The 15164-nt window shown below is 64.0% G+C and carries 12 protein-coding genes and 1 pseudogene; 12 read left to right on the top strand and 1 reads right to left on the bottom strand.

The features are described 5' to 3' along the window. The first annotated feature begins 744 nt into the window (after positions 1–744). From ADJ70_RS04345 to ADJ70_RS04390, 10 genes and pseudogenes are all read left to right on the top strand, one after another. Positions 745–1269 (top strand): hypothetical protein, encoded by a 525-nt coding sequence (locus ADJ70_RS04345; RefSeq protein ID WP_050343839.1) that lies wholly within the window; start codon positions 745–747, stop codon positions 1267–1269. Next, the gene (locus tag ADJ70_RS04350; protein ID WP_157051396.1) at positions 1241–1549 is read left to right on the top strand and encodes a hypothetical protein; all 309 of its coding nucleotides are present in this window, start codon (positions 1241–1243) and stop codon (positions 1547–1549) included. Before ADJ70_RS04345 ends, ADJ70_RS04350 begins: the two co-directional genes overlap by 29 nt. 18 nt (positions 1550–1567) lie before the next feature. Further along, positions 1568–1909, top strand: a pseudogene (locus tag ADJ70_RS15635) (hypothetical protein); the annotation flags it as partial. A 224-nt stretch (positions 1910–2133) separates the two neighbouring features. Then, the gene (locus ADJ70_RS14505) at positions 2134–2310 is read left to right on the top strand and encodes a hypothetical protein (protein ID WP_157051397.1); all 177 of its coding nucleotides are present in this window, start codon (positions 2134–2136) and stop codon (positions 2308–2310) included. Between the two features lie 98 nt (positions 2311–2408). Next, positions 2409–3008, top strand: coding sequence for a type IV toxin-antitoxin system AbiEi family antitoxin domain-containing protein (locus ADJ70_RS04360; RefSeq protein WP_050343846.1), 600 nt, complete (start codon positions 2409–2411; stop codon positions 3006–3008). Positions 3009–4130: 1122 nt separating this feature from the next. After that, positions 4131–4526, top strand: a complete 396-nt coding sequence (locus ADJ70_RS04370; RefSeq protein ID WP_172674441.1) for a hypothetical protein — start codon at positions 4131–4133, stop codon at positions 4524–4526. 408 nt (positions 4527–4934) lie between these two features. Further along, positions 4935–6542, top strand: coding sequence for an ATP-binding protein (locus tag ADJ70_RS04375; RefSeq protein ID WP_050343851.1), 1608 nt, complete (start codon positions 4935–4937; stop codon positions 6540–6542). Positions 6543–6665: 123 nt separating this feature from the next. Beyond that, the gene (locus ADJ70_RS04380) at positions 6666–7739 is read left to right on the top strand and encodes an IS5 family transposase (RefSeq protein ID WP_050340811.1); all 1074 of its coding nucleotides are present in this window, start codon (positions 6666–6668) and stop codon (positions 7737–7739) included. Between the two features lie 796 nt (positions 7740–8535). Next, positions 8536–8970, top strand: coding sequence for a peptide deformylase (locus ADJ70_RS04385; RefSeq protein WP_050343854.1), 435 nt, complete (start codon positions 8536–8538; stop codon positions 8968–8970). Positions 8971–9177: 207 nt separating this feature from the next. Next, the gene (locus ADJ70_RS04390; protein ID WP_050343855.1) at positions 9178–10413 is read left to right on the top strand and encodes an alpha/beta hydrolase-fold protein; all 1236 of its coding nucleotides are present in this window, start codon (positions 9178–9180) and stop codon (positions 10411–10413) included. Positions 10414–10534: 121 nt separating this feature from the next. Here the strand turns inward: ADJ70_RS04390 and ADJ70_RS04395 are convergent, their stop codons facing one another. Continuing rightward, entirely contained in the window at positions 10535–11149 is a 615-nt protein-coding gene (locus tag ADJ70_RS04395) for a hypothetical protein (protein ID WP_050343857.1), read from the bottom strand. Between the two features lie 355 nt (positions 11150–11504). Here ADJ70_RS04395 and ADJ70_RS04400 point away from each other — a divergent pair, with 355 nt between their 5' ends. Both ADJ70_RS04400 and ADJ70_RS14510 read left to right on the top strand, forming a co-directional pair. Then, entirely contained in the window at positions 11505–12812 is a 1308-nt protein-coding gene (locus ADJ70_RS04400; RefSeq protein WP_050343859.1) for a glutamate-5-semialdehyde dehydrogenase, read from the top strand. A gap of 1510 nt (positions 12813–14322) precedes the next feature. Next, complete coding sequence (locus tag ADJ70_RS14510; RefSeq protein WP_157051398.1) at positions 14323–14982, top strand: hypothetical protein; 660 nt, start codon at positions 14323–14325, stop codon at positions 14980–14982. The last annotated feature ends 182 nt before the right edge of the window (positions 14983–15164 follow it).

The raw sequence follows: 15164 nt of genomic DNA on the forward strand, positions 1-15164 counted from the left end.
AATGCCCCAAAACAGCACCGAGGGGCCGTTTTCGCCGATTTGTGTACACTCCTGCGTTCCCTCACCTGTCCACAACGGCGCAACAGTGTACACGAATGCCCCAAAACGGCTCCGAGAGGCCGTTTTCGTCGATCTGTGTACACTCCTGCGTCCCCACGACCGCTCGCGCGACCGGGTGGGGTCATGGGTCCCACGACATCGACGGCCCTATGGCTCTTGTGATGCCAGGGCTCTTGGATCTGAGGCCCACGCCGCCAGGGCAGTGACGCGACCACCTACCCACACGAACTCACGAAGCCTTCATCTTGGCCGCCTGATTGACACTGGGAAGCGGGTGTCCGAACGAGTTGTGCGTGACGTATGGAATGTAGTTATGATGTTGTATCTGTCGTATGCTCATGGACATCAAGAGCCCTTTGAGCTGTGAGAAGGATTGATCATGGGCAGAGAGATGCTGGGGACGATGCGACGTGTCGCAAGGGCATCTCTGGCTTTATGCTCGTTATTAGCGATGGCCACCCCGAGCTGCTCGCCAGGGGTGGTGGTGCAAGCCGCCACCGGGCAGGCAGGGGCAGATGCCATCGCCTGCAAGCTTGTGGCGGGACAGGCGCTGACGTTCCGCATAGCCGCTCGGCATTTGCCGCCGATGTGTGGAATAGCATGTTTGACGATGGCTTGCTCACAAAGGGGCCATGGCCGAGTCTGAGGCTCTCGGCATGCCATATGCGGCAGGGAGGGGGGGACATGAGGTCAGAAAGCCCATGCGTTCGGAGCGGCCATAGGGTGCGCAGGGCGCTCGTCGGCCTGCTCGGCGTCGCCTTCACGCTGTGGTTCACAAACTCGCTCTTCCACTGCGAGACCAGTCCAACAGGATTCATCTACTTCCGTGACGTCCGCGTGTCGGATGGGGTGGTCTCCTTCAACCCGGAGTGGACCATGACAATCGGCTATGTGAGCGACTACTCGTGGAGGGTGGAAGGCGACTGCCTCTACCTGAGGCTCTACATGAGCTATTTCGACGGGGGTCCGCTGCTGGAGCCGTTCACAAACCCTCCGAAGAGGGTCAGCATTCCTGGGGGCCAGATGTACTCCGTGAACCCCCTCGGGAGGGTCAGCATCGACGCCGGCCGCCCGCTCCGCCAGGTCGTGGTCGTCGGTGAGGGCAAAAAGGCCGTGCTGTGGGAGCAGGGATCTCCTCCTCGCGAGGGGCCGCTCGGGCCGAGCGACTTAGGAGAGGATGGTGACGGGAGAGGGAGGGCTCACGAGTGACATACCGTCAAGTGGAGTGTTCGTCCTTGGCCGCGCACAGCCCAACGCCACCGTCATCGGCTTCACCCTCATGCTCCGGCAGGGGGTTGTCGCACCGACGAGTGGGCATGTGAGCATGCACGAGGAGGGGGTCATCGAGCGCGACGGGTATCAGGTCATCGAGCTGGCTGCATGTCTTGGTAAGGTCATTGCGGAGCAGCTTGACATATGCGCGCTCGCATGGGAGCGTGACGCCAACAGGGATCATATGGTCCAGCTGGGGATGGCTTACCTGTCGTAGCCCACCGAGTGTGGCACCCTCTACTCGCTCATGGAGCTCGAGGCCCTCTCAAAGATCTGTCACGAGCACGGCATGAGTCTGTCCGTCGATGGTGCGCGGCTCGCCTATGCGCTCCTCGCGAAGGGGCGCGTGCTGGGGCTCAGCTCGAGGCGCTCTTCGAGGATGGTCTCTATGAGCACATCGGGCTTCGGTTGCACGGAGGCCGGGAAGGTGGCCTTCTTTGGTGATGTCCCAAGACCGAGTCGCGATGGCTTGCGGGAGCCCGGACCTTCTGGGGTGTATCACAGCTGGGGAGCCTGGTCGTCCCTTGGGTACCTGTGTTTTTTTCGAGCATTCGCTCAGTGGGCGCAATACGGGTAAACGAGTCGTCTTTGCCATAGTCGGCGATAATGCCCCCAATGCCCTTGTTCATCAATGGTTCCTTTCTATGTGCTGCTTAGCACGCCATTTCCAGTATGCGCTTCGAAAGTTGTTGTGCTGTTTGGCAAAGCCTCCGGCAACCTCGACGACCTGTGCGTCGCGGTGATCGAGCTCCGGAACGACGTGAGGGAGATCTCCAGCCACGCGATCGTCTCCATCTAGCCATGCCTTACGTCAAATGCATCTCGGGCCATACGAGCGCCCGGGGCGTGCAGCGCTACCTCGAGAAGGACGGGCGCGCCCTCGCAACCGATTTCCTCAACCTCGACGCCCCCGTCAAGGGAGTGAGGGACGGGCTCGAGGACTATGCGGCGTTCGAATGGTGGCGCGGAGATATGTGAAGGTTGCGGAATCGGATATCCCATCTTTACATGGCGTTCAGACGTTCATACATCTTATCGATTAATATGTTGTCTATACGTCTGACTGGAGGTTGCGAATGGCAGGTGTAGACATATCTGAGCAGATCAACGGCCTCGGTGGCATCGCGACGTCGTCCGAGCTGAAGTCGGCAGGCTTCTCTGCCGGCGCGATAGCGTACGCCCTCGAGACGGGCTCGATAGACAGGCTCACGCGCGGGGTGTACTGCGCTCCGGATGTTTTCGAGGATGATTTCGCGATAATCAGCTACCGCTGGCGCAAGTGCGTGTTCTCGCACGCGAGCGCTTTGTACCTGCTGGGCCTTTCCGACAGGCTGCCCTCCGAGCAGCACGTAACGGTCCCCAGGGGATACAACCCGAAGGGGCTGAAGAACGCCTACCCGGGAATCGGGATGCACTGGGTCAGCTCTGAGCTCTACCCCCTCGGCGAGACTACCGTGAAGACGCCTGTGGGCAACACGGTCCGGTGCTACGACGCTGAGCGCTCGATCGCCGACCTCATCCGCCAGAGGAAGAGGGATGGGGCCAACGCCCAGCTCGTCCGCGACTCGGTGACGGGATATTTCAAGCGAGCGGACAAGGATCTTCCCAAGCTTGCTGAGATGTGCGAAGCGCTCGGGGTCAGGGACGAGCTGCAGGTCTACCTGGAGGTGATGTGAGGATGGCCGGGATCAGTAACGATGCGAGCCTGCGCGGCAAGGTGCGCGCCGTCGCCAAGAAGAACGGTCTGCGCGCCCAGGAGGTCCTGCAGATGTACCTCTTCGAGCACCTGCTGCTCAGACTCGATTGGTCTTCCATCGGGGCGCCTGCCCCGAGCCGAGCGCCGCGGCTCCCGGGGCAACACCACCGCCGACCCGGGCCGCCTGCCGGCCGGCGACTCGCCGGGGCGCGTGCCGTCGACCTGGCGGGAGACGGCCGTCCCCTCCCGGGCGGCGCAAGGGCGCGGCCCACGGCCTCGCTGGGCCCCGTGCGCACGAGCCGGGACGTGCCCGGGCACACCCCGCAGGCCCTCGCGCACTCCCCGGGCGTCCCGCCCGCGCACGCGCGCCCGGCGCGGCTCGCCCGGACGTCCCCCTCGGGCTCGGGGGCACCCGAGCGGGCCCATGGCCCTGCGCGAGGGGGCGCGGCCGCAGGACCCGCGGGACCGCCCCTGCGACCCGTCCCCGTCGCGCCCCTCGCACGCGAGGTGCGTCCCGCCGCACCTGGGGCACGCGTCCGGCTCCCCACCCGCCCTGCCGGGCCCGTCGGGCACCTGCGCGCGCAGAGGCCCTATGAGCCTCCTCCTCTCGCCGTGCGCCCGGCCCCCTCGCCCCTCGCGGTATCATGCCAGGCATCCCGCGTCTCCCCTCGACATGTCTTCTCGCTGACAACATCGTGGCGGAGACGCGGGGCGTCGTCATGCCGACGGTGGTCTAACAGAGAGTTGCGTATACCTATCCTCCAAGAACGAGCCTTGGAGAGCACGCAATTGTATCCCACTATATCTTTCTGCTGTCTCGAGATGGTAGCACTCCGCAGGTCGCCGTCACGAGCCTGCGTGGCGCTCGTCGGTGCTTGACGCCCCCTGCGAGCTCCCAGGTGGTGGGCTCGCGAGCGTGGAGGCGCGGCGCTCGGGGCACGGGGGCCACCAGGGGCGGACGCGCCACTGCGCCTCCCTGGTGACAGCCGACAGGACGTCGCCGGAGGGCGCCTCGGGGACGTCCCGGACGTCTGCGTAATACTCGTCGGCGAGTTCGACCCCTTCGGAGCCGCCCGCTCGCCGTATCATGTTGGGCAGGGTCGTGAGAGAGACCGGCGGGATCGCCGGGAGCGGCCTTCGAGAGGTCTACGTGAGTGCCCTGGCGAGGGACGGCAGCGACGTCGCCGCGCTCATGGGGGCGTTCGAGGAGGCAGAGGCGTACGACGAGACGCGCTTCCCGGCCACGTCCGGGGAGAAGCGCAGGCTCAGGCACACAAAGGAGGGGCGAGGGACGATGAGCAGGGTGGTCGAGGAGATCCGCGCCGTGGGAAGGCGCGAGGGGATCGAGATGGGCAGGGCCGAGGGAAGGATCAAGGGCAAAGCCGAGGGGAGGGCCGAGGCGCTCGGTAGGCTCGTGCGCGACGGTCTTGTGGACGCGCGCGCCGCAGCGGCGTCGCTGGGGCTTGATCCCGAGGAGGTCGAGCGCATGCTCGCGTAGCACGCGACGTGACAGGTACGCGGGGGTGCTTCGCACAGCGCGGCGAAGAGGTGCCTCTTGCTCGCGTATAGTCCTCTCGCGCCCTTCAGAGCCGTGAGGAACCTGGGGCTGGCTATTATATCGTCGAGTCGAATTGTGGTATAAAGGAAATGTTGCGCGACGTCGCTTCAAGGCTGCCGGGGTGTCCTTTGGCGCTCCTCTTATGAGGGGATGGTTTGGAGGAGCTTGGCGTCTCTGTAGATGAGCCAGGCGATCAAGGGGCCATTTTCGCCACATGGCATCTGTCATGCGCCCCTCTCGGTACGTCATGTTGTGGCATTGTGGCTGGGATGCGGGGCATGGTATGCCGACGGCTGCCTGGCAGAGGGAGTCGATTTAGACGCGACGTGCTGGTGGCGGGAGGTGCCCATGCTCAGCGTCGATAGCCTAAAGGGTCATCGCGAGGGCAATCGCCTCGAGTTCAAGAGGGCGGAAGGCGGCCTGCCCCATAGCTTCTGGGAGACCTACTCCTCATTTGCCAACACCGATGGCGGCATCGTGGTCCTTGGGGCCGTCGAAGGTACCGATGGCCTACCTGTCCCATCGGGCATCGGTGATGTCGGATCGCTGCTAAAGGATCTCTGGGATGGGCTGAATAATTCCCAACGTGCGAGTGCCAACATTCTCGTGGACTCAGACGTGACCGTCGAGGACTGGGAGGGGCGCGAGGTCGTCCTCGTCCACGTGCCCCGCGCCGATCGCCGCATGCGCCCGGTGTACGTGGGAAACAACCCCAGGACGGGTACCTATCGTCGCAGCGGCGAGGGCGACTACCACGTGGCGGAGGAGACCTATCGCTCCATGGTGCGCGACAGCGCGCCGGAATCGGTTGACAGGACGGTGCTTGACGCGTTTTCCCTCGATGACCTGCATAGCGAGACGATGCGGGGATATCGCAACCTGTTTCGCTCGACACGTCCCGGGCACCCGTGGACGGGCCTGTCAGACGAGGCGTTCCTCACGAGGATCGGTGCCATCGCACGTTCAGGCGACGACCATGCGCTCCATCCCACGCGCGCCGGCCTGCTCATGTTTGGCGAGGCGTGGCGTATCGTGAGTGAGTTTCCCCGTTATCTGCTGGACTGCCGCCAGGAGCTTGCCGACAACAATCGATGGAACAATCGTCTCGTGTCAGATAGCGGCGACTGGTCGGGCAACGTCCTCGACTTCTGGGGCAGGGCGAGCAGGATGCTCACGGAAGGTCTTCCGGTGCCGTTTCGCCTGGGGCCGGACATGCGTCGCATCGATGACACACCGCAGCATCGTGCCGTGCGCGAGGCCCTCACGAACGCGCTCGTCCACGCTGACTACAGCGGACGTACGGGGGTGGTGCTCGTGCGAAAGCCCGACCGTGTCATCGCCTCGAACCCCGGTACGCTCCGCATCGCCCTCGACGAGGTGGAGGCAGGCGGAGTCTCTGACCCGCGCAACGAGACCATGCTGTTCATGTTCAGCCTCATAAATATCGGTGAGCGCGCTGGTAGCGGTTTCGACGTGCTGCGCGAGGGGGCTCGAAGCGCGGGCAAGCCCGAGCCGCTGCTCGAGGAGCTCTACGAGCCGGATCGCGTGCGTCTCACGCTCCAGATCGAGACAAGTGGCCTGGTGGGGTTCCATCTTCCCGGCATGGGCGGCGAGGGTGCGCCCCTCGTCACGGCGGTCAAGCCTCCGAGCGGCCAGAGTGTCATCGGTGCCGACGGTGCCAATGCGGGCGCTGTGGTCGGTGCCAATGGTGCCAATGGTGCCGATAGCGGTGCCAATGCTGGCGGTGGCACCGGGGGCGCAGGAGGGCCGCTTTCGGACGCAGGGGCACGGGTCCTGGATGCGCTGAGGGCCAACCCACGGGCGAGTGCGGTCGCCCTTGGAAAGGAGCTCGGTATGACCCGCAGGCAGATCCAACGCGTCCAGGGTAATCTGAAGGGGGCTGGTATTCTAGAGCGTGTCGGTGGCACGCGGGGCTACTGGAGGATCAAGGCCTAGGAAAGCGATGATAAAGTCCCGCCGAGAAGCCCGGGACAGGGGCGGATCGCTGTCCATCCATACCTCCTACCTGCGGATATGATATAATTCGAGGTCGTTGGCGACTAGGTTGGGGGTATCCGCATGGCACAGCTCACATTCTCTGACGTCGAGATGGGCATGGGACGGAAGCGCGAGACCAGGCGCTCCCGGTTCCTCGACCGCCTCTCCAAGTCCTGCCCCTGGGACGCCTGGCTCGCCCTCGTGAGGGAGGCCCGCGGGGCCGACGCCGGGGCGAGGGGGGCCGGCCCCGCGATGGGCAGGCCGAGGGTCGACGACCTCGTGCTGCTGCGCATGTACATGGTGCAGGTCTGCTTCGGCCTCTCCGACCGCGAGTGCGAGGACCAGGTCTGGGACTCCGCGACGATGCGCTCCTTCGTCGGCGTGGCGCCCTTCGAGGTCCCCGACGCCACGACCCTGTGCAAGTTTCGCCACCTGCTCGAGCGCTGCGGGGTCGGCGAGGCCATGGTCTCCTCGGCCTTCGGGTCCGCCGCGGACGGAGGGCTCGCCGTGAGCCGGGGCACCATCGTGGACGCCACCTTCATCGAGAGCCCGTCGTCGACGAGGAACGCCGACGGCGCGCGGGATCCCGACGCCCACCAGGCCAAGAAGGGGCAGAACTGGCACTTCGGGTACAAGCTCGGGGTGGGCGTGGACGCCGAGACGGGCGTGCCGCACTCGGTGCGCATGGACGCCGCGAACGTCCACGACCTCGACCAGGTCCCCGACCTCGTGCGCGAGGGTGACGAGCGCGTCTGGGCCGACGCCGGCTACGTCGGCGTCGGGAGGAGGCCGGAGGTCGCCGGCGACCCCTCCCTCTCCGGCGTCGAGTGGATCGTCGCCAAGAGGCGCTCGCAGGTCGGCGAGGACGACCTGGTCGCAGAGGCCGCCAAGTCGGCCGCCCGCAGTGTCGTCGAGCACGTCTTCCACTGGGTCAAGGACATATTCGGGCTGCGGAAGACGCGCTATAAGGGGCTCGCCAAGGTGTCCAACCAGGCCTTCGCCGCCGTCGCCGCAGCCGGCTGCATGATCGCGAGGCGGGGACGGCGGCTCTGCGGGCCGCCCCTCGCGCTGTCGGCGGAGAGGATAGCCCTGCAACGCGAGAGGCTCGAGGAGCGGCGACGGAGGGCGGAGGGTGGGGCGCCGGCCGCGGCATAGCCTACCGCTGGCCGTCCCGCCATGGTCTGGGAGGCTGCGGCATGGCCCCCGGAGACCGGCGTAGCCCGCTTGGGGGCGTTGGAGCCCTCCTCACGTCAAAAATCACCCATGCTGGTCCCGAAGGGACGGGATCGGCGACTTTATCATCGCTTTCCTAGGCCTGCCGGGATGGGCGATTTGGCCAGGGCTTAAGGGTGGCCCATGGCCACCGTGCTGCCGTCCGGGGCCGCCCCTCCTCCCTGACGGCCTCTGGGGCGTGCCACTCGATGCTGCCGAGTGGCACGCGGACCGCGCACTCGGCGCCATCGAGTGGCACGAAAGCCGACATATGCGCAGTTGTCAAGAAATGTGGTGCCACTCGGCGCTGTCGAGTGGCACGTCCATCGCGCACTCGGCGCCATCGAGTGGCACGGTCGGGCCTCGTGGGCCCGGCGCCCGCAACCTCGCGCATTCTTCGCCGCGTACCCCAGATCCTGTACAGGCACCTGAGGCGGGAGGGCTGAGGCCTCAAGCGACGCCCTCTCACATCGCGCGAGAGGACGGGTCAGCGGGTGGCACCACCGCTCGCGCAGCTTCTTGGGGGCGTCCCATCCCTGCGGTCGAGTGGGTCTGCAAGGCGTGCGATGGCACGGGACCCACATGCGGTGGTGCAAAACACACATGTGATGGCGCAGGACCCATGCTTGTACTACACTGCTGAGGTCCTCCGCCATGTAGGCGCTGTCGTCGCAGAGGACGGGGAGACGAGCGCGGCCACTGCGCGAGAAGTGGCAGAGACGATATATGAGGAGAAGCCGTGATCAAAGAACTGGTCAAGGACAAGGAGATTCTCTCGGCCCGCTGCGAGAGGGCAACGCCCGAGGACGCCCCCATCGCGCAGGACCTCATCGACACGCTGGCGTCCATAGAGGACGGTGCCTGTCTGGCGGCAAACCAGATCGGCATCACCAAGCAGATAGGCGTCTATCTGGACAAGGACAAGAAGGACGAGGAGAAGCGACCCCACGTGCTCTACAACCCGCACCTCATGATGGGGCTTGGTGCGAAGCGGGGAGAGGAGACCTGCCTGAGCCATGAGGAGAACTCCACGGTCACGCGCTACACCAAGGTGAAGGTCTCCTTCGATGAGCTGGTGGACGGCGAGTTTGTGGAGCGCAGGCATGACTTTACCGGCTGGACCGCCCAGATGGTGCAGCACATCATCGACCACTGCCAGGGCAAGCTGGTCTAGCCCTTCGCGTGCCGCAGTCGCGTATCCACCCGCAGGCGCCTGCTGCCCTTACCGCGCCCGTTTGCAGGCGCCTGCTGCCGATTTACCCGGCACTCTGGCGGACTTTGGCGTGCACCGCACCCCAGCTTGCATACAATGGGGACAGACCACAGCCGCCGAGGTGCTCGGGCGGCGCGAGCATGGCAGGCGCCTATCTAGGAGGACAGCATGGAAGTCAAGAACTACACCCTTCACGGCGACAAGGCCAACAAGGACTTCGATCTTGTCGTCTATGGCAGCACGGGCAGACCGGCCATCGCGTTTCCCGAAGGTGACTCGTCATGCCTGAGCTGGGAGAACAACGGCATGGTCGACGCTGTGGCCGATCTCGTCGATGCCGGCAAGGTCCAACTCTTCTGCGTGGACACCTCCGACAGCGAGAGCTGGCATGCCCACGGGGCGCTGCGCGAGTACCGCCTGGAGAACCTCGAGGGCTTCTTTGCCTTCGTCGAGGGGGAGCTTGCCACGTTCATCAAGAAGGCCAGTGGCTCCAAGGAGCCTCCGCTGGTCCTTGGGGCGGGCATGGGGGCCCTCAATGCCACGATCGCCATGCTCAGGAGGCCCAAGGACTACTCGGGGCTGCTCGCGCTCTCTGGTACCTATGACGTGCACCAGCTCATCGAGGGTGACCTCGACGAGCCGTGGCGCGCCTTCTCACCCTTTGACCTGCTCGCTGACCTCACGTCGCGCAAGGCGGAGGCCACGCTCCTGCGCGAGCGTCAGCTTGCCTTTGTCTGTGGCCAGCATGGCAGCGAGACTGGCGCGGACACCCAACGACAGCTCGACGCTGCCATGGCCGAGAGGGACGTTCCCGCGACGTTCGAGTACTGGGGCTTTGACGTCTCGCATGATTGGTACTGGTGGCACGAGGAGCTCAGGCAGTTTCTGCCCTGCCTCCTGGTCGAAGGCGGACTCAAAAGGCGCATACAGGATGCGCTGGTCGCTCGCGCGCAGGGGGAGGCGAGCCGTGCCAAGGAGGTCACGGATCAGCGCGAGCAGGAGCTTGCCGATGCCAAGAACGCGCTCAGCCTCGCGAAGACGGCCGTCAAGGAGAGCGAGGGGCGTCAGAGGGACGAGGAGGCGCACATCAGGGAGCAGCGGGATAGCTCTGCCAAGCTCGCCCGGCTTGCGGCAGACGCCTGGGCCGAGCGGGACCGCATCGCCGCGCTCCTGAGCGAGGCCATCCAGAAGGGCGAGGCCGCCCAGGCCCAGGCCGACGCCGCCGCAAAGGGGTTGGCCGATGCCGAGTGGATCGCCGGTGAGGCCAGGGCAGCAGCTCAGGAGGCCGTCGCCCAGCGCGAGGCTGCCAGCCGGCGTGTCAAGGACTGTGAGGCCGCCCTCGAGGAGGCGCGTGCGGCTCAGGCCAGCGCCGACGATGCGCTCGAGCGTGCCAAGCGTGGATAGGCTTCCCTTGCGCACGCACTTCTCGGCGTGGCAGTGACGACAGGCGCGGTCTCCCTCGAACCCATACCCTCGGTTCCTCACCGACTTGGCAAGGGAGCTCGGGCCTACAGCCCTGGGTTGTTTACAACTCTGGGTCGTAGATGTTCGCGTAGAGCGTGAACAGGCGGTCGAAGAAGTACGTCACGCCAAAGGTCGCATAGATGCGGTGCAGGGGGCTGCCCTCACTGGCCCCCTCGCCGATGGAGAGAACCTCGTCGAACTCCGCGTGAAGCTCGGGATCGTCGTGTGCGGTTATGATCACCTTGTGCGCCTCGCTTCTGCAGATGTTCGCGCGCTGGCGATGGGCGAAGCCGTTCGAGGTGGTCACGACGATGAGCAGGTCGCCTTCGCTGAGCGCGCCGATGCCGTTGATGTCCGATGAGTCCTCGCCCACCATGCGCACGGGCCTTCCCTCGGAGAGCATGGCCAGCTGGAACTCCTCGAGCGAGATCCGTGACGCCTCGGTCGAGAAGAGGACTACGTGAGCGCTCGTGTGCATGGTGCTGACCAGGCGATCGAGCTTGCCCGAGGACGCCAGCTCGTCCACCGTGGCATAGATGTGGTCGAGGTCGGCTCTCAACTTGCGACCCTGCCCAAGCTCTGCCTTGGCGTAGACCAGGTAGTGGCGGCGAAGCGTCTCTCGCTCCTCGTCGCTCAGTGCGCCTGGCTGCAAGATGTCGTAGCTGACCCTGCTCATGATGGTCTCCTTTCCTGGCGATCGCCCCGCAGGGGGCGTGGGTGTGCGGCGCATGTTCGCCTCGTGTCCGACCTGTGCCTTGGCGCGTTCGTCGGGCGAGTCAAGACGGTTCCATTGTACGATTTCTCTGGGAGAGAGGGCCTCGTCCGGAGGCCTCGCGTGGCATCTTTTGGGGGCTGCGTACCGAGCGAGCTTGGCCCTGCGGCGAGTGGTGCGTGTGCGGGAGCCGGCGCGTGTGCGCAGATGTCGCGCCTTCGTTTGCAAGAGCGATAAATCTTTCATTGGGGCGGAGCCGACAAAGACCTTCTGCGCCAGACTATGGACGTTGGTGCAAAGGGGAGACGAGGAGGCACCCATGGCAGGAGGCACAGGCAGCAGCAACACCACCATCCGTGACACGGTGCAGAGGATGAGGATCGAGAGTCCCGCGATGGCCTCGACGCCCCTCTCGCAAAGAGACGCCGCTCTCGTTCGCGTCAAGGAGGCGCTGCTCTCGCACCAAGACGACATCTTCTCTGCCAACACGGAGGACCTGGCGCGGGCCAAGAGGGACGGCGCCGCCCCTGCGGTGGTCAAGCGTCTCCTCTTCGACGAGCACAAGCTCAAAGACGTCTGCGCGGGCATAGATAGCCTGCTTGGGCTGGAAGACCCGGTGGGCCGCGTGCTGCTGCGCCGCGAGCTCGACGAGGGGCTTGAGCTCACGCGCGTGAGCTGCCCCATTGGTGTCATCGGCGTCATCTTTGAGGCGCGTCCAGACGCGCTCGTGCAGATCTCGGCCCTCTGCCTCAAGAGCGGCAACATGGCCATGCTCAAGGGTGGCTCCGAGACGGCGGAGTCGAACAGGACGATCTTCTCGCTCGTGCACGAGGCCGCCGTCGCGGCAGGCCTTCCTAGTACCTGCCTCGCGCTTGCGGAGTCCCACGCCCAGATAGACGAGCTGCTCGGCTGCTTTGGCCTCGTCGACCTGCTGATTCCCCGTGGGTCGAACGCCTTCGTGCGCCACATCATGGACAACACTAAGATTCCTGTGATGGGCCACTCTGACGGCGTCTGTCATATCTACGTGGACGTGTCGGCCGACCTGCCGTCTGCCATATCCATCTGTGTGGACGCAAAGTGCCAGTATACGGCCGCCTGCAACGCCGTCGAGGCGCTGCTCGTGCACAGGGACGTTGCGGGGGACTTTCTGCCCTTGCTGGCAGGCGCCTACGCTGCGGCAGGCGTCGAGATCAGGGGTGACGAGCGGGTGCGTGCCCTCATTGATTGCAAGAGCGCGACCCAAGAAGACTGGGGTGCGGAGTACCTCTCGCCCACGATCTTTGTCCGGGTGGTGGACTCCCTCGACGAGGCCATCGACCACATCAACCGCTACGGCTCGCACCACACCGACGCCATCCTCACCGAGGATGCGGCGGCGGCCGAGAGGTTCATGCGGCTCGTTGACTCGGCGGGCGTCTACCAGAACGTGTCGACGCGCTTTGCGGATGGCTTTCGCTACGGCTTTGGCGCAGAGGTGGGCATATCGACAGGAAAGCTCCACGCGAGGGGTCCGGTGGGCCTCGATGGGCTCGTGACCTACAAGTACCAGCTGCGCGGCCATGGTCAGATCGTGGGGGACTACGCCGAGGGCAGAAGCCAGTTCCACTTTTGCGACCTGACGTAGGGCGGGAAGGGACCCATTACCCTGACTTCCCAGCGCTTCCTTAGCCCGCTGGACACAGGCCTGAGCCGTTGCCTGCCCTGAGGACCTGTGCCCGGCTGCGAAGACCCATGGGCCGCGAGGGAGGGCTGCGCGTGCGGCCTCACGGAGAGGCGCATCCCGGCCCGACGCCTCACGGAGAGGCGCAGTCTGCGGCTCCCATGTCGCACAGAATGCGCTTTTCCGTGAGGGGGTACCCCCAGAGTGCGCTTTTCCGTTACGTCACCGCCCGGGAGGCGCGGGGCGCAACCCCCCCGCCAGCCTGCGGGGCACTATGGAAAGTGGCTCAACTGGGCAAATGCGCTCGAGCAACCCCCCGCCAGGCTGCGGGGGGGTTGCGCCAGGGTCCGCAGGCGTCGGCCTGGGGCCTGACTGCACGGAAAAGCGCAGTCTGGGCAGAGGGCCTCGCTGATGGCGCACCCTGGGCCAGGCCGGGACACCATCAGGCTGCCAGTTGTGGGCTAAGGAGGTGCCGGGAACTGGGGCTTCGTGAGTTCGTGTGGGTGGTTGCGTTACTGCCCTGGCGCCGTGGTGGGTGTCACCGCCAGGCGGCGACGCAGGAGTGTACACGGATCGGCGAAACTGGCCTCTCGGCGCCGTTTTGGGGCACTTGTGTACACTGTTGCGCCGTTGTGGACAGGTGAGGCAACGCAAGAGTGTACACAGATCGGCGAAACTGGCCTCTCGGCGCTGTTTTGGGGCATTTGTGTACACTGTTGCGACGCGAGCTTTACGATGCGAATTACGTCGGGTGGCACGAGCACCTCAACCACCATGGCGTGCCGGCGGCGCCCCCTCGCTGGCCCCTCTCGCTTGGTCGGGAAGACAGGCTCTGCGCGAGTGGCGCCGCCGTTAGGCTGGCATCTTCGCCAAGGCAGCAACCCACACAAATCCTCGATGAGCCTGGGAACTCAGGGTTATACGAAGGACGAGAAGGCCGTCCATCGCGCGAAGGCCCCGTCACCTTGGATTTGCTCACCCGATGGCCTCGTCACCTTGTTCCCATTCAAAGTGGGGCGTGATTGGTCCGATAGTGGGGGAATTCAGGTGATAGGCTTCGCAGTCGAGCAGATTCCAGGTGAGGGGGTTGCGGTGCGATCGGTAGGCGTCCTGTCGAGGCATTGGTCAGGTCGTGAGACACAGACCAGGAACCGTGGGAGGTCCAGAGGGACAGCGCGCCTACTGCTCGAGAGTACCTCACGTTAAAACTATATACAGAGTTGAGAAGAATTATTGACACGTTGGTTTTACAACATTAATGCTCCTATCCCTATAGTAATAGTAGGGCATTGAGTTTGTTAGGGTTATCTAACGATCACGCTCGATGACCCTAAGGGTCGGCTTTGCCACGGCAGTGATGGTGTAGCGATCATTTCTATCGAGAAGGGAGCGAGAGGGCCTAACCGTACGTCACGAGCCATTTCCATTGCCCGGAGCTATTAGAGAACCAGTCCCATCTTGAAGGGAGATTTGCATGAGCGAGCAAACAAGACTGAACACGTCAGCGAACATGGATGAGCCGACGAATCTGTCCCGCCGTGACTTCCTGAAGGGTGCGGTGGGGGTGACGCTTGCCATAGTTGCCGTATCGGCGGGACTGAGCCTACCGGGCGCAGGTGAGGCGCTGGGGACCGCGCCACAGAAGGCCTACGCGGCCACCGCAACGTCAGCTGGTACGTATACAATAACTGCAAACCTGTATGTGGATAAAAAGGATACGCCGATCGGGAAGTATGCGTATGTGACAAATAGTGGAAATCCACCGTTCCACAAGCCGACTTCTCCCGTATCGGATAATGCCAAACTTCAGGTGACCGAATCAGGTAAGAAATTGCTGACAGTTCCAATCGTCAACAATACATTTGGGGTACTCTCGATTGCGACGACATCAACAAATAACTCAGTGAAAGTCATTGATAAGTCAATGACTACATGGAGGGCCCCTTGGCCATGGTCTACTCCATATAAAGAGCGTATCTCTTCCATTACATTCGATGTGACTAATTTTAGTGGTGGTAATTCTATTGCCGATTTCACACCTTGCGCGGAATACGCGACTTTCCCACTGTACAAAGGTGATAAGCACTGGGATCTGCACCTAATTGTTAACTTTAACAGCGCAAAGTCAGTCTAGGTTAATTGGCGCTTGAATAGTCTCAATACAAAGGAGAATTAGCTTCTCCATGCTGACGAAGGTGTGATATGGGCGTTCTGACAAGGGATAGGTTCTTACGCAGCTTCCTTGCAGTCTTTTTGACTGCAACTTTAGTGGTCTCTATGGTTCCCACACCGGCGTTGGCTGCGGTTGCATCGAGG

Origin of the sequence: Olsenella sp. oral taxon 807 (assembly GCF_001189515.2) — a bacterium.
GTDB lineage: Bacteria > Actinomycetota > Coriobacteriia > Coriobacteriales > Atopobiaceae > Olsenella_F.

Excerpts from the sequence above, each read along its gene's own strand:
- ADJ70_RS04345 (WP_050343839.1), top strand. The coding sequence starts at position 745 with ATGAGGTCAGAAAGCCCATGCGTTCGGAGCGGCCATAGGGTGCGCAGG.
- ADJ70_RS14505 (WP_157051397.1), top strand. The coding sequence starts at position 2,134 with ATGCCTTACGTCAAATGCATCTCGGGCCATACGAGCGCCCGGGGCGTG.
- ADJ70_RS04360 (WP_050343846.1), top strand. The coding sequence starts at position 2,409 with ATGGCAGGTGTAGACATATCTGAGCAGATCAACGGCCTCGGTGGCATC.
- ADJ70_RS04375 (WP_050343851.1), top strand. The coding sequence starts at position 4,935 with ATGCTCAGCGTCGATAGCCTAAAGGGTCATCGCGAGGGCAATCGCCTC.
- ADJ70_RS04380 (WP_050340811.1), top strand. The coding sequence starts at position 6,666 with ATGGCACAGCTCACATTCTCTGACGTCGAGATGGGCATGGGACGGAAG.
- ADJ70_RS04390 (WP_050343855.1), top strand. The coding sequence starts at position 9,178 with ATGGAAGTCAAGAACTACACCCTTCACGGCGACAAGGCCAACAAGGAC.
- ADJ70_RS04395 (WP_050343857.1), bottom strand. The coding sequence starts at position 11,149 with ATGAGCAGGGTCAGCTACGACATCTTGCAGCCAGGCGCACTGAGCGAC.
- ADJ70_RS04400 (WP_050343859.1), top strand. The coding sequence starts at position 11,505 with ATGGCAGGAGGCACAGGCAGCAGCAACACCACCATCCGTGACACGGTG.
- ADJ70_RS14510 (WP_157051398.1), top strand. The coding sequence starts at position 14,323 with ATGAGCGAGCAAACAAGACTGAACACGTCAGCGAACATGGATGAGCCG.